At 62.2% G+C, this 15,445-nt stretch carries 11 protein-coding genes and 1 tRNA gene; all 12 read right to left on the reverse strand.

The genetic code is table 11. The annotated features are described in order from the left end of the window. Positions 1 to 5: 5 nt before the first annotated feature. Entirely contained in the window at positions 6 to 1,076 is a 1,071-nt protein-coding gene (locus AC23D4_RS12530; RefSeq protein ID WP_472890020.1) for a M48 family metalloprotease, read from the reverse strand. Between the two features lies 1 nt (position 1,077). Next, positions 1,078 to 1,671, reverse strand: a complete 594-nt coding sequence (locus AC23D4_RS12535) for a LemA family protein (RefSeq protein WP_472890021.1) — start codon at positions 1,669 to 1,671, stop codon at positions 1,078 to 1,080. A gap of 182 nt (positions 1,672 to 1,853) precedes the next feature. Continuing rightward, positions 1,854 to 6,068: a DNA-directed RNA polymerase subunit beta' gene (gene rpoC, locus AC23D4_RS12540; RefSeq protein ID WP_472890022.1), complete on the reverse strand. Its 4,215-nt coding sequence runs from the start codon at positions 6,066 to 6,068 to the stop codon at positions 1,854 to 1,856. Positions 6,069 to 6,095: 27 nt separating this feature from the next. After that, positions 6,096 to 10,220, reverse strand: a complete 4,125-nt coding sequence (rpoB, locus tag AC23D4_RS12545; RefSeq protein ID WP_472890023.1) for a DNA-directed RNA polymerase subunit beta — start codon at positions 10,218 to 10,220, stop codon at positions 6,096 to 6,098. 335 nt (positions 10,221 to 10,555) lie between these two features. Next, positions 10,556 to 10,930 carry a 50S ribosomal protein L7/L12 gene (gene rplL / locus AC23D4_RS12550; protein WP_177132494.1) on the reverse strand — a complete coding sequence of 125 codons (375 nt, stop codon included), beginning with the start codon at positions 10,928 to 10,930 and terminating at the stop codon, positions 10,556 to 10,558. 41 nt (positions 10,931 to 10,971) lie between these two features. Beyond that, positions 10,972 to 11,538, reverse strand: coding sequence for a 50S ribosomal protein L10 (rplJ, locus tag AC23D4_RS12555; RefSeq protein ID WP_305359998.1), 567 nt, complete (start codon positions 11,536 to 11,538; stop codon positions 10,972 to 10,974). Positions 11,539 to 11,792: 254 nt separating this feature from the next. Continuing rightward, positions 11,793 to 12,488, reverse strand: coding sequence for a 50S ribosomal protein L1 (rplA, locus tag AC23D4_RS12560; RefSeq protein ID WP_305359999.1), 696 nt, complete (start codon positions 12,486 to 12,488; stop codon positions 11,793 to 11,795). After that, the gene (rplK, locus tag AC23D4_RS12565) at positions 12,489 to 12,920 is read right to left on the reverse strand and encodes a 50S ribosomal protein L11 (RefSeq protein ID WP_305360000.1); all 432 of its coding nucleotides are present in this window, start codon (positions 12,918 to 12,920) and stop codon (positions 12,489 to 12,491) included. A gap of 115 nt (positions 12,921 to 13,035) precedes the next feature. After that, positions 13,036 to 13,611, reverse strand: coding sequence for a transcription termination/antitermination protein NusG (gene nusG, locus AC23D4_RS12570; protein ID WP_177132500.1), 576 nt, complete (start codon positions 13,609 to 13,611; stop codon positions 13,036 to 13,038). Then, on the reverse strand, positions 13,611 to 13,994 hold the full coding sequence (gene secE, locus AC23D4_RS12575; protein ID WP_226463758.1) for a preprotein translocase subunit SecE: 384 nt from the start codon (positions 13,992 to 13,994) through the stop codon (positions 13,611 to 13,613). Before secE ends, nusG begins: the two co-directional genes overlap by 1 nt. 147 nt (positions 13,995 to 14,141) lie before the next feature. Next, positions 14,142 to 14,217: transfer RNA gene (locus tag AC23D4_RS12580), tRNA-Trp, on the reverse strand. 28 nt (positions 14,218 to 14,245) lie between these two features. After that, on the reverse strand, positions 14,246 to 15,436 hold the full coding sequence (gene tuf / locus AC23D4_RS12585) for an elongation factor Tu (RefSeq protein WP_472890024.1): 1,191 nt from the start codon (positions 15,434 to 15,436) through the stop codon (positions 14,246 to 14,248). Positions 15,437 to 15,445 lie beyond the last annotated feature (9 nt).

The following is a 15,445-nucleotide window of genomic DNA, read 5'->3' on the forward strand; positions in this document are numbered from 1 at the left end:
CGCCATCAGCTGAGTGTCCAGCCCGGAGCCTGAGGTCCTGAAGGATCTGTCGGCGCGGCTTGGGCAGTGGCTGTGGCATCCAGCGCGGGGTCACGCTCCAGGGGCAGCGCCCCCATGTGGCGGCCATAGATGCGGCGGATGCGCTGCTCCAGCGTGGGGTGCGAATCGAGCCAGTGTGCCACCTGACCGACCTCGTTCCCCACCAGCAGCATGTGCTGCACCGTGGAGCCGACCTGGCGGGGTGCAAAGTCCGCCTGGCGCTGGCTCTTGACCTTGCGCAGCACACCGCCGAGGCCATCGCGGCTGCGCGTCCACTGCACAGCGCGGGCGTCGGCCAGGTATTCGCGCTGGCGCGACACCGCCGCCTGCAAGGCGTGCCCTGCCACCCAGCCCAACCAGCCGGCAGCCATGATGGCCAGTCCCAGCAAGGCCGCGGCCATGCGCCGGCCCCGCACATCGGGTTCAAACAGGTGCTGGCCCATGCGGTAGAGCATCTCCAGGCCGAACACCATGCCGATCAGCCGCATGTTGAGGCGCGTATCGCCTTCACGGATGTGGCTGAATTCGTGGGCCACCAGCCCCTGCAGCTCCTCGCGCGTCAGGAACTCGAGCGCACCGCGGGTGACCGCAACCACAGCGTCGTCTTCATCCCAACCGGTGGCAAAGGCGTTGATGCCCTGGTCGCGCGCCACCACCATGGCGGTCGGCCGCTTCATGCCCGACGATATGGCCATCTCGTCGACGATGTTGCAGAAACGCTGCTCGTCGAAGTTGCCCGATGGCTGCGCGGGCCGTGCGCCCATCTGTTCGGCCAGACGCTGACCGCCACCGCTGGCCAGGCGTGAGGTTTCCACCCACCAGCCGCCCAGCACAAACAGCAACACCACGGCGGTGTTGACTGCAAAGAAGTGTCGCGGGAAACCCGCTCCCGGGAACCAGAAGCTCCAGGTCAGCCCCCAGGCCAGGGCCAGAGCGGCATTGACCGCCAGCACCAGCAGCAACACGGTGAGCGCGAAGACCAGCAGCAGCTTGCGGGTCTGCCCGCGCGCCTCACGTTGCGACTCGAAAATCAGCACGTCAGAACGCGACCTTCACGGCCTGGCGCTCGGTTTCGTTGCTGGTGGATTCCAGCATCGACTGGGTCGGAAAATTGAACAGGCGCGCCACGATCAGCGTCGGGAACTGGGCCGCCGCATCGTTGAATTCGAGCACATGGTCGTTGTAGGCCTGGCGCGCGAAGCCAATGCGGTTTTCGGTGCTCGAGAGCTCTTCACTGAGTTCGCGCATGGTCTGGTCGGCCTTGAGATCCGGGTAGGCCTCGGCCACCGCAAACAGGCGGCCCAGCGCGCCACCGAGCAGTTGCTCGGCACCGGCCAGCGCGCCGAGCGCGCCGGCATTCAGGGGGCTGGCGGCGGCGCTCTGTTCGGCACTGCGCGCCTGATTGCGCGCAGCGATCACGGCTTCCAGCGTCTGCGCTTCGTGCGCCAGGTATTTGCGCGCCACTTCGACCAGGTTGGGGATCAGGTCGTAGCGACGCTTCAACTGCACGTCGATCTGGCCAAAAGCGTTGGCGATGGCATTTTTCAGCCGCACCAGGCGGTTGTAGGCGCCCACGGCCCAGAACACCAACGCCAGCCCAACGGCCAGCAAAATCCACAAAGTAGCCGACATGGTGTGTGAACTCCTGTGATCAAACAAACGCCCTCGATCCGGTACCTGGGCGCTGGCAATATACCCCAGCGCCCGTCCACGTTGTCAGGGGCATCGACCCGCAGACAAATAAAAACGCCCCCGGCCAGATGGCCGGGGGCGTTCAGGAACTCAGCGGTGAAGCCGGGTTCAGTTCATGTGGCTTATTCAGCCGCTTCGTTGGTGCTCGAAGCGTCGGCCTGATCGGCCGCCAGCGACACGGCGTCGGCTTCGGCGATGGCGCGACGCTCTTCGTCGTCCATCTTTTCCTTGACCTTGCGCGCCTCGTGGTAAGCCATGCCGGTACCGGCCGGGATCAGACGACCCACGATCACGTTTTCCTTCAGGCCACGCAGTTCGTCGCGCTTGCCCATGATGGCCGCTTCGGTCAACACGCGGGTGGTTTCCTGGAAGGAAGCCGCCGAGATGAAGGAATCGGTGGACAGCGAGGCCTTGGTGATACCCAGCAGCACGTTGCTGTAGACCGCGGGCAGCTTGCCCTCGGCGCGCAGCGCGTCGTTGGTGTTGAGGATCTCCGAACGCTCGACCTGCTCACCGGCGATGTAGTTCGAATCGCCCACGCTGTCGACGATCACGCGGCGCAGCATCTGGCGCACGATCACCTCGATGTGCTTGTCGTTGATCTTCACGCCCTGGAGTCGGTACACGTCCTGCACCTCGTCCACGATGTAACGCGACAGCTCTTCGATGCCCAGCAGGCGCAGGATGTCCTGCGGATCGGCCGGGCCGTCCACCACGCTCTCGCCCTTGTTGACCACCTGGCCTTCGTGCACCAAGATGTTCTTTTCCTTGGGGATGAGTTCGTCCCAGATCTTGCCTTCCGGATCGGTGATCTGCAGGCGAACCTTGCCCTTGGTCTCCTTGCCGAACGACACGGTACCGGTCATCTCGGCCAGCATGCCCTTGTCCTTCGGGCTGCGGGCTTCGAACAGCTCGGCCACCCGCGGCAGACCGCCGGTGATGTCGCGCGTCTTCTGGCCTTCGACCGGGATGCGGGCGAGCACGTGGCCGGGGCCGACGTCCTGACCGTCGCGCACTTCCAGCAGCGCGCCGATCTGGAAGCCCACCGTCACCGAGTGGTCGGTGCCGGGGATCTTCACTTCGTTGCCCTGGGCGTCGAGCAGCTTGACCAGCGGACGAACCACCTTGGTCGAACCGCGGTGCTTCGGATCGATCACCACCAGCGAGGACAGACCGGTCACGTCGTTGACCTGCTTGGCCACCGTCAGACCCTCTTCCACGTTCTCGAACTTCACCTGACCGGCGAATTCCGTGATGATGGGTCGGGTCAGCGGGTCCCAGTTGGCCAGGATCGCACCGGCCTTGATGGCCTGGTCGGCCTTGACCGCCAGGATGGCGCCGTAGGGCACCTTGTGGCGTTCGCGCTCACGACCGATTTCGTCGTGGATGATGATTTCGCCGGAACGCGCAATCACCACCAGCTCGCCCTTGGTGTTGGTTACATAACGCATGGTGGCGTTGAAACCGATCGAACCGCTGGACTTGGCTTCCACACTGGAGGCCACGGCCGCACGCGACGCCGCACCACCGATGTGGAAGGTGCGCATGGTCAGCTGCGTGCCGGGTTCGCCAATCGACTGGGCTGCGATCACACCGACGGCTTCGCCGATGTTCACCAGGCCACCGCGGCCCAGGTCGCGGCCATAGCACTTGGCGCAGATGCCGAAGCGGGTTTCGCAGGTCAGTGCGGTGCGCACCTTGACCTCGTCCACGCCAGCGGCTTCCAGCTCGTCGAGCATGTCTTCGTCCAGCAGGGTGCCGGCCGGCAACAGGACCGCGCGGGTCTCCGGGTGGATCACCTCATCGCAGGTGGTGCGGCCCAGGATGCGGTCGCGCAGCGACTCGATCACTTCACCACCTTCGACGATGGCGCGCATCACCGTGCCGTTGGTCGTACCGCAGTCCTGGCTGTTGACCACCAGATCCTGCGTCACGTCCACCAGACGGCGGGTCAGGTAACCCGAGTTCGCGGTCTTCAGCGCCGTGTCGGCCAGGCCCTTTCGGGCGCCGTGGGTGGAGATGAAGTACTGCAACACGTTCAGACCTTCACGGAAGTTCGCCGTGATGGGGGTCTCGATGATGGAGCCGTCGGGCTTGGCCATCAGGCCGCGCATGCCGGCCAGCTGGCGAATCTGGGCCGCGCTACCGCGGGCACCCGAGTCGGCCATCATGTAGATGGAGTTGAACGACTCCTGGTCCACTTCATTGCCGTGGCGGTCGGTGGTCTTCTGCTTGGCCAGTTGGGCCATCATGACCTTGGAGATCTCGTCACCGGCCTTGCCCCAGATGTCCACCACCTTGTTGTAGCGTTCGCCTGCGGTCACCAGACCCGAAGCGTATTGCTGGGCGATTTCCTTCACCTCTTTTTCCGAGCGTTCGATGATGGCCGGCTTTTCCTTCGGCACCAGCATGTCGTCCACGGCAATCGAGATACCGGCGCGGGTGGCCAGTCGGAAACCGTTCTGCAACAGCTTGTCGGCGAAAACCACGGTCTCTTTCAGACCGCACTTGCGGAAAGACACGTTGATCAGCTTGGAGATTTCCTTCTTCTTCAGCGGCTTGTTCAGCACTTCGAAAGGCAGGCCCTTGGGCAGGATCTCGGACAGCAGCGCGCGGCCAACCGTCGTGTCGACCAGGGAGATGAAAGGCGTGAATTCACCCGTGGCCTTGTCCAGCGTGTACTGCTGCAGACGCACGCTGATCTTGGCGGTGATCTCGACCACGCCGTTGTCCAGCGCACGCTGCAGTTCCAGCAGGTCGGCAAAGATCATGCCTTCGCCCTTGCCGTTGATGCGCTCGCGGGTCGCGTAGTACAGACCCAGCACCACGTCTTGCGACGGCACGATGGAGGGTTCGCCGTTGGCCGGGAACAGGATGTTGTTCGAGGCCAGCATCAGGGTGCGGGCTTCGATCTGGGCTTCCACCGACAGCGGCACGTGAACGGCCATCTGGTCGCCATCGAAGTCGGCGTTGAAGGCCGCGCAAACGAGGGGGTGCAGCTGGATCGCCTTGCCTTCGATCAGGATGGGTTCAAAAGCCTGGATACCCAGGCGGTGCAGCGTGGGTGCGCGGTTCAGCATCACCGGGTGCTCTTTGATCACCTCTTCCAGGATGTCCCACACCACCGGCGTGCCGGCTTCGACTTCCTTCTTCGCGGCCTTGATGGTGGTCGCGATGCCCATGGCTTCGAGACGCGAGAAGATGAAAGGCTTGAACAGCTCCAGCGCCATCAGCTTGGGCAGGCCGCACTGGTGCAGCTTGAGCGTCGGACCGACCACGATGACCGAACGGCCCGAGTAGTCGACACGCTTGCCCAGCAAGTTCTGGCGGAAACGGCCGCTCTTGCCCTTGATCATGTCGGCCAGCGACTTCAGGGCGCGCTTGTTGGCACCCGTCATGGCCTTGCCACGGCGACCGTTGTCCAGCAGCGAGTCCACGGCTTCCTGCAGCATGCGCTTTTCGTTGCGCGCAATGATTTCAGGGGCCTTGAGTTCGAGCAGGCGGCGCAGACGGCTGTTGCGGTTGATGACGCGGCGGTACAGGTCGTTCAGGTCAGAGGTCGCGAAGCGGCCGCCGTCCAGCGGCACCAGCGGACGCAGGTCCGGCGGCAGCACGGGCAGCACGTCCAGCACCATCCACTCGGGTTTGATGCCGGACTTCTTGAAGGCTTCCAGCACCTTCAGGCGCTTGGCGTTCTTCTTGATCTTGAGCTCGGAACCGGTCAGGTCGTTGCGCAGCTTTTCGATCTCGATCTCGAGGTCGATGGCCTGCAGCAGCTCCTTGATACCTTCGGCGCCCATCTTGGCAATGAACTCGTCGCCGAATTCCTTGCGCTTGGCGTCGTAGTCGTCCTCGGTCATGATCGCGAATTTCTTCAGCGGCGTCATGCCCGGATCGACGATCACATAGGCTTCGAAGTACAGCACGCGTTCGATGTCGCGCAGCGTCATGTCCAGGATCAGGCCCAGACGCGAAGGCAGCGACTTCAGGAACCAGATGTGGGCGCAGGGCGCGGCCAGGTCGATGTGACCCATGCGCTCGCGGCGCACCTTGGTCTGCGTGACTTCAACGCCGCACTTCTCGCAGATCACGCCGCGGTGCTTGAGGCGCTTGTATTTGCCGCACAGGCATTCGTAGTCCTTGATGGGACCAAAAATCTTGGCGCAGAACAGGCCGTCGCGTTCGGGCTTGAACGTGCGGTAGTTGATGGTCTCGGGCTTCTTGACTTCGCCGAAAGACCACGAGCGGATTTTTTCCGGCGAAGCCAGGCCGATGCGGATGGCATCGAAATGCTCGTCGGGCGTGAACTGCTTGAACAGGTCGAGTAATGATTTCATGGGTTCAATCCTTGTCTTGCCGGCGAATTAGGAGCGTTCGAGTTCGATGTCGATACCGAGCGAACGAATTTCCTTGACCAGCACGTTGAACGACTCGGGCATGCCCGCTTCGATCGAGTGCTCGCCCTTGACGATGCTTTCGTACACCTTGGTGCGGCCCTGCACGTCGTCGGACTTGACGGTGAGCATTTCCTGCAGGATGTAGGAAGCGCCGTAGGCTTCGAGTGCCCACACTTCCATCTCGCCGAAACGCTGACCACCGAACTGCGCCTTGCCGCCCAGCGGTTGCTGCGTGACCAGGGAGTACGGGCCGGTGGAACGGGCGTGCATCTTGTCGTCGACCAGGTGGTGCAGCTTCAGGAAGTGCATGTAGCCCACGGTGGTCTTGCGCTCGAAAGCGTCACCCGTGCGGCCGTCGTACAGCTGCGCCTGGGTGCGGGTTTCGGTCAGGCCCTTCTTGGCGGCGATGTCGTCCGGGTACGCCAGCTTCAGCATGGCGCGGATTTCATCTTCCGACGCACCATCGAACACCGGCGTGGCAAACGGTACGCCGTTCGTCAGGTTTTCGGCCATCTCCATCACGTCAGCGTCGCTGAGCTCGGACAGGGTCTCTTTCTTGCCGGTGTGGTTGTAGACCGTTTCGAGGAACGCTCGCATTTCGGAAGCCTTGGCTTCCTGCTGCAGCATGTCGCCGATGCGCTGGCCAATGCCCTTGCCGGCCCAGCCCAGGTGGACTTCCAGCACCTGACCCACGTTCATGCGCGAAGGCACGCCCAGCGGGTTCAGCACGATGTCGGCGGGGGTGCCGTCGGCCATGTAGGGCATGTCTTCGACCGGAACGATCTTGGAGACCACACCCTTGTTGCCGTGGCGGCCGGCCATCTTGTCACCCGGCTGCAGGCGGCGCTTGACGGCGAGGTAGACCTTGACCATCTTCAACACGCCAGCGGGCAGCTCGTCGCCCTGCGTGAGCTTCTTGCGTTTCTCTTCGAACGCGAGGTCGAAGCTGTGACGCGTCTGCTCCATCGAGTTCTTGATCGACTCCAGCTGGGCGGCGACATCATCGTCGGCCGGACGGATGTCGAACCAGTGGTACTTCTCGACGTCGGCCAGGTAGGCCTTGTCGATGGTCGTGCCCTTGGACAGCTTCTTCGGGCCGCCGTTGGCGAGCTTGCCGGTCAGCAACTTCTCGATACGGTCGAAGGCGTCGGCTTCCACGATGCGCAGCTGGTCGTTCAGGTCCAGGCGGAAACGCTTCAGTTCGTCGTCGATGATCTGCTGCGCGCGCTTGTCGCGCGTGATGCCTTCGCGGGTGAAGACCTGCACGTCGATCACGGTGCCTTGCGAGCCCTGGTCCACGCGCAGCGAGGTGTCTTTCACGTCGCTGGCCTTCTCGCCGAAGATGGCGCGCAGCAGTTTTTCTTCGGGCGTGAGCGTGGTCTCGCCCTTGGGTGTGACCTTGCCCACCAGCACGTCGCCGGGCAGCACTTCGGCGCCGACGTAGATGATGCCGGAGTCGTCCAGGCGGTTGAGCTGCTGCTCGGCCAGGTTGGGGATGTCGCGGGTGATTTCTTCCGCGCCCAGCTTGGTGTCGCGCGCCATGACCACCAGTTCCTCGATGTGGATCGAGGTGTAGCGGTCTTCGGCGACCACGCGCTCGGAGATCAGGATCGAGTCCTCGAAGTTGTAGCCGTTCCAGGGCATGAAGGCGATCAGCATGTTCTGGCCGATCGAGATTTCACCCAGGTCGGTCGAAGCGCCGTCGGCGATCACGTCACCCTTGCCCAGCAGATCGCCCTTCTTGACGATCGGGCGCTGGTGGATGTTGGTGTTCTGGTTGGAACGCTGGTACTTGATCAGGTTGTAGATGTCCACACCGACTTCACCGGCCACGGCTTCGGCGTCGTTCACGCGGATCACGATGCGGGTCGCGTCCACGTAGTCGACCACGCCGCCACGCTTGGCGGTGACCACGGTGCCGGAGTCGATCGCGGCGACGCGCTCGATGCCGGTGCCGACCAGCGGCTTCTCGGGACGCAGCACAGGCACGGCCTGGCGCGACATGTTGGCGCCCATCAGCGCGCGGTTCGCGTCATCGTGCTCCAGGAAAGGAACCAGCGAGGCGGCCACCGACACGATCTGCGCCGGCGACACGTCCATGTACTGGATGGTGTCGGCCGAGGTCAGGATGGATTCACCCTTTTCACGCGCGGAAATCAGGTCGCCGGTCAGGCGGCCTTCGGCGTCCAGCGTGGCATTGGCCTGGGCGATGACGTACTTGCCTTCTTCAATGGCCGACAGGTAGTCGATCTGGTTCGTCACCTGGCCATCGATCACGCGACGGTACGGTGTTTCGATGAAGCCGTATTCGTTCAGGCGCGCGTACAGGGCCAGCGAGTTGATCAGGCCGATGTTTGGACCTTCAGGCGTTTCAATCGGGCAGACGCGACCGTAGTGGGTCACGTGCACGTCGCGCACTTCGAAGCCGGCACGTTCGCGGGTCAGACCACCCGGGCCAAGGGCCGACACGCGGCGCTTGTGGGTGATCTCGGCCAGCGGGTTGGTCTGGTCCATGAACTGCGACAGCTGCGACGCGCCGAAGAACTCCTTCAGGGCCGCGGAAATCGGCTTGGAGTTGATCAGGTCGTGCGGCATCAGCGGCTCTTGCTCGGCCTGGCCCAGACGCTCTTTCACGGCCTTTTCGATGCGCGCCAGACCGGTGCGGTACTGGTTCTCGGCGAGTTCGCCGACGCAGCGCACACGGCGGTTACCCAGGTGGTCGATGTCATCCACTTCGCCCCGGCCGTTGCGCAGGTCCACGAGGATCTTGACCACGGCCAGGATGTCTTCGTTGGACAGTACCATGGCGCCGGTGGATTCGTCGCGGCCCACGCGGGCGTTGAACTTCATGCGGCCCACGCGCGACAGGTCGTACGTGTCCGGGTTGTAGAACAAGCGGTGGAACAGGGCCTGCACCGCGTCTTCGGTCGGCGGTTCGCCGGGGCGCATCATGCGGTAGATGGCGACACGGGCGGCGAACTCGTCAGCGGTTTCGTCGCTGCGCAGGGTCTGGCTGATGTAAGCGCCCTGGTCGAGTTCGTTGGTGTAGAGGCACTGCAGGTCCTGCACGCCCGAGGTGCGCAGTTTCTTCAGCAGCACTTCGGTCAACTCATCATTGGCCTTGGCGATGATCTCGCCGGTGTCGGCGTCCACGATGTTGCGCGCGACCACGCGGCCGATCATGAAGTCTTCGGGCACGCTGATGTGCGTGGTGCCGGACTGTTCCATTTCGCGGGTGTGGCGCACGGTGATGCGCTTGTCCTTGGCGACCACGACCTTGCCCGACTTGTCGGTGATGTCAAAACGGGCCACCTCGCCACGCAGGCGCTCGGGCACGAAGGCCATCTGGGCGCCGCTGTCCATCAGGCGGAAGTGGTCGTTGACGAAGAAGTTGGCCAGGATGGTTTCCGGCGTCAGACCGATGGCCTTGAGCAGGATGGTGACCGGCATCTTGCGACGGCGGTCGACGCGGAAGAACAGCACGTCCTTCGGATCGAATTCGAAGTCGAGCCACGAACCGCGGTAAGGAATGATGCGGGCCGAGAACAACAGCTTGCCCGAGCTGTGGGTCTTGCCCTTGTCGTGTTCGAAGAACACACCGGGTGAACGGTGCAACTGCGACACGATGACACGCTCGGTGCCGTTGATGATGAAGGAACCCTTGTCGGTCATCAGGGGCACTTCGCCCATGTAGACCTCTTGCTCCTTGACTTCCTTGATGACCTTGGACTGGCTGGTCGAGGACTCACGGTCGTAAATGATGAGCTGCACGCGAGCGCGCACGGCCGAAGCAAAGGTCAGGCCACGGGTCTGGCATTCGCGCACGTCGAACGCCGGCTTGGCCAGGTTGTACTCGACGAACTTCATCTCCACAAAGCCGTTGTGCGAGACGATGGGGAAGGCGGCCTCAAACGCAGCCTGAAGGCCTTCGTTGGTGCGCTTTTTGGGAGCCGAATCGGCTTGCAGGAACGCGGTGTACGCGTCCTTTTGCATCTGCAAGAGGTAAGGAATCGCGATGACGGTTTCGCGGGTGCCAAAACTCTTTCGGATGCGTTTGCGTTCGGTGTATGAATAATTCGATGCTGTGGCCATGAGATCTCCGGGCTTGAGGTCTGCGGCGACTGTCTGCCTACCAGGGATGGACTCCTGGTGACTTGCTTGGTGGCTGGCCTCTACCAACCATTGGCGGACGGCCTGTGCATTGCACACAGGCCCGAACCAAGTCGTTTTCTGCAGTCGGGGTCAGAAAACACTGATAAACAAACTCGGAAGAGTTTGCTTATCAGTGTTATTTAAAACACGGCACCAGTGCATGGGCGCTGCAGTGGGTTTGAAACACTGCAAAAGTGCCATCGGCACTGGCGGCTCAGAAAGCACCAAAGGCTGGAGGCTCTTTCGAGCACTCCAGCCCTGGCCTGGCGAGTGAATTACTTCAGCTCGGCCTTGGCGCCGGCATCCACCAGCTTCTTCACTGCGGCTTCGGCGTCGGCCTTGGCAACAGCTTCTTTCACGTTCTTCGGAGCGCCGTCGACCAGGTCTTTGGCTTCTTTCAGGCCCAGACCGGTGATTTCGCGCACGGCCTTGATGACGGAGACCTTGTTGGCGCCGGCTTCGAGCAGCACGACGTTGAATTCGGTCTTCTCTTCAGCAGCAGCAGCGGCACCGCCACCACCAGCAGCGGGAGCGGCCATGGCGGCAGCGCTCACACCAAACTTCTCTTCGATGGCTTTCACCAGGTCGTTGAGTTCCATGACCGTCATGCTGTCCAGCGCGGTCAAAAATGCGTCTTTATCGAATGCCATTTTGATTTCCTAACAATTGGTTAAACGAATCTGCCACGCCTTCAGGCGGCGGCAGCGTCTTCTGCCGGTGCGGCGGGTTCAGCTGCGGGTTCTGCAGCTGCTTCTGCCGGAGCGGCAGCGCCTTCGCCTTTTTTCGCCGCCAACGCGCCCAGCACAACGGCCGTACGCGACATGGGCGACATCAGCAAGCCACACAGCTGGGCCAACAAAACTTCCTTGGATGGGATGCTGGCGAGCTGCTTGACGCCCTCGATGTCCAGGACTTTGCCACCGTAGACGCCTGCGCGAATCACCAACTTGTCGTTGGTTTTTGCGAATTCGGCCACCACTTTCGCGGCGGCCACGGCGTCTTCGGAGAAGCCATAGATCAGCGGACCGGTCATCTGGTCGGCGACCACTTCAAAACTGCTGCCAGCCACCGCACGGCGGGCCAGGGTGTTTTTCAACACGCTCAGGCTCACACCGCTGTTGCGGGCATTGACGCGCAATTTGTCCATGTTCGCGACCGTGATGCCACGGTATTCCGCCATCACGAGCGTTTGAGCTTTTGCGGCGAGGCTGGTCACTTCGGAAATGACCGCTTCTTTCTCACTGCGATTCAGACTCAAGGTCTACTCCTTAAATGTGCCCTCGGCCCAAAGGCCTCCGGCACGCCTCATTGCAGCGACCAACTGTTTCAGGAACTCAATCCATCTGCAGCGGGATCGCCATCTGCGTTGGCTTGTCACAATTAAGTCGGTCGGTGTTCTCGCGAACACGCTCCGACACCAACGGTCTTGGATGGCCCCGTGGACTGACGTTGTTGTCAACCCCCGGACCCACCACACCCGGGCCACCGGAGTGGCCCGAATTCTTCTCGCGATCAGGCCGCGATGGATTGCATGTCGACGCGAACGCCCACACCCATGGTCGAAGACACGGCCACTTTGCGCAGGTAAACACCTTTGCTGGTGGCGGGCTTGGCCTTGGTCAGGGCGTCGAGCAGGGCCACCAGGTTGCCCTGGAGTTTGTCGGCTTCAAACGAACGGCGACCGATCGTGCCGTGCACGATGCCAGCCTTGTCAACGCGGAACTGCACCTGACCGGCCTTGGCGTTGCGCACCGCTTGCGCCACGTCGGGCGTCACGGTACCCACCTTGGGGTTGGGCATCAGGCCGCGCGGACCCAGGATCTGACCCAGGGTACCGACCACACGCATGGCGTCGGGCGAAGCGATGACGACGTCGAAGTCCATCTTGCCTGCCTTGACGTCAGCCGCCAGGTCGTCCATGCCGACGATATCGGCACCGGCGGCCTTGGCTTCTTCGGCCTTGGCGCCCTGGGCGAACACGGCCACGCGCTTGGTCTTGCCGGTGCCGTTGGGCATCACGACGGCGCCACGCACCACCTGGTCGGATTTCTTGGCGTCCACGCCGAGCTGGATCGCCACGTCGATGGATTCGTCAAACTTGGCGTTGGCACACTCTTTGATGATGGCCAGGGCGTCGGTCAGCGCGTAGAGCTTGTTGGCGTCCACTTTGCCGGCGAAGGCCTTTTGCTTTTTGGTCAGCTTGGACATTTACACGCCCTCCACAATCACGCCCATCGAGCGGGCCGAACCGGCGATGGTGCGCACGGCGGCGTCCACGTCGGCAGCGGTCATGTCTTTCATCTTGGTCTTCACGATCTCTTCGAGCTGAGCGCGCGTGATCTTGCCGACCTTGTTCTTGTTGGGTACCGAAGAACCCTTGTCGAGCTTGATGGCCTTCTTGATCATGTAGGTCGCCGGAGGCGTGCCCATCTTGAAGGTGAAGCTCTTGTCAGCAAAAGCGGTGATGGTCACCGGGATCGGCATACCGGGCTCAAGACCCTGGGTCTGGGCGTTGAACGCCTTGCAGAACTCCATGATGTTGAGGCCGCGCTGACCCAGGGCCGGGCCGATCGGTGGGGAGGGGTTGGCCTTACCAGCTGGCACTTGCAGCTTGATGAAGCCGACGATTTTTTTCGCCATTTTTTAGCTCCTGCGAGTGCAGACGGCTGCCATCATGACAACCTCCTCGCGGTGGGGGACCCGGAAAAAACAAATGGCACAGGCGTCGGGCCGACCCACCTGTGCCGCGGAAACTTCAGGTCTTTTCGACCTGGCTGAATTCGAGCTCGACTGGCGTGGCGCGACCGAAAATGGTCACCGACACGCGCATCTTGTTCTTCTCGTAATTGACTTCTTCGACCGTGCCGTTGAAGTCCGTGAACGGGCCTTCCTTGACGCGCACGTATTCTCCGACGACAAACTCCACCTTGTGGCGGGGCTTGTCGGTGCCTTCCTGCATCTGGTTGACGATCTTCTGGACGTCTTCCTCGGAAATCGGGGCCGGGCGGTTCTTGGCGCCACCGACAAAACCGGTGACCTTGTTGGTGTGCTTCACCAGGTGCCAGGTTTCATCGTCCATCACCATTTCCACCAGCACATAGCCAGGAAAAAACTTGCGTTCGGTGGTGCGTTTCTGGCCGTTCTTGACCTCCACCACTTCTTCGGTGGGCACCAGAATGCGGCCGAACTTGTCCTGCATGCCTTCACGGTTGATGCGCTCGATGATGTTGCGCTCAGCCGCCTTTTCCATGCCGGAATAGGCGTGCACCACATACCAGCGCATGCCCTCGGCGGCCACGCCATCCGTCACGGGACTGTGTTGATCGGTCATTATTTTCTCCAGCCCAGGATCAGGTCGTAAAACAACCATTCCAGGGTCTTGTCGGTCAGCCACAGAAAGAGCGCCATCACAAACACGAATGCAAACACGTAGGCTGTCATCTGGATCGCTTCCTTGCGCGCAGGCCAGACCACCTTCTTGGCTTCACGCCACGAATCGCGCCCGAAGGCCACGAGCCGCTTGCCTGACTCGGAAACACCAAAAACCACCACAGCAGCCACCAGGCACGCAATCAGCGCACCCCATTGCGCCAGCGCTCCCTGGCCCGAAAGCAGGTAAAACGCGACGAACGCCCCCAGCAGCAGCACAACAGCGACCGCCAGCTTGGCCTTGTCGGCGCTGGTGTTGACGGTTTGAACTTCGGAAGAGGCCATGGGGTTCCAGACGATTCGTAACAAAAACGCGTGACATCGAAGCCCGAAGCTTGAGACACGCAAGCCCACCAGAGGTCTTGACGACTTCGGCGGGCTTGTAAACCACGAAAACAGAGCGGATTCAGGTTCCGATGCTTACCTGTTTTGTGGCAGGGGCAGTAGGAATCGAACCTACAACCTTCGGTTTTGGAGACCGACGCTCTGCCAATTGAGCTATACCCCTACTGGCTATGCCCTAACGGGCGTTGAACTTACGCAAGAATCTTGGCAACCACACCGGCACCAACGGTACGGCCACCTTCGCGGATGGCGAAGCGCAGGCCTTCTTCCATGGCGATCGGGGCGATCAACTTCACGGTGATCGACACGTTGTCACCCGGCATGACCATTTCCTTGCCTTCGGGCAACTCGATCGAGCCGGTCACGTCGGTGGTACGGAAGTAGAACTGCGGACGGTAGTTGTTGAAGAACGGCGTGTGACGGCCACCTTCATCCTTGGACAGCACGTAGATCTCGCCGGTGAAGTGCGTGTGCGGCTTGATGGAGCCGGGCTTGCACAGCACCTGACCGCGCTGCACGTCTTCGCGCTTGGTGCCGCGCAGCAGGATACCGACGTTGTCGCCAGCCTGGCCCTGGTCCAGCAGCTTGCGGAACATTTCCACGCCGGTGCAGGTGGTCTTCTGGGTGTCGCTGATACCGACGATCTCGATTTCTTCGCCGACCTTGACGATGCCGCGCTCGATACGACCGGTCACGACGGTGCCGCGGCCGGAGATGGAGAACACGTCTTCCACGGGCATCAGGAAGGCACCGTCCACCGCACGGTCAGGCGTGGGGATGTAGGTGTCCAGCGCATCGGCCAGCTTCATGATGGCTTCTTCGCCCAGAGGGCCCTTGTCGCCTTCGAGGGCGAGCTTGGCCGAGCCGTGGATGATGGGGGTGGCGTCGCCAGGGAATTCGTACTTGTCGAGCAGTTCGCGCACTTCCATTTCAACGAGTTCGAGCAGCTCGGCGTCGTCGACCATGTCGCACTTGTTCAGGAACACGATGATGTAAGGCACGCCCACCTGACGGGCCAGCAGGATGTGCTCGCGGGTCTGGGGCATGGGGCCGTCAGCGGCCGAGCACACCAGGATGGCGCCGTCCATCTGGGCGGCACCGGTGATCATGTTCTTGACGTAGTCGGCGTGGCCGGGGCAGTCAACGTGGGCGTAGTGGCGGTTGGCCGTCTCGTATTCCACGTGGGCGGTGTTGATGGTGATGCCGCGGGCCTTTTCTTCCGGAGCCGCGTCGATCTGGTCGTAGGCCTTGGCTGCACCGCCGAACTTGGCCGACAGCACGGTGGTGATCGCCGCCGTCAGTGTCGTCTTGCCGTGGTCCACGTGACCGATGGTGCCGACGTTCACGTGCGGCTTGGTCCGCTCAAATTTCTCTTTTGCCATTTTTCAGCT

The organism is Hydrogenophaga sp. L76, assembly GCF_057654755.1.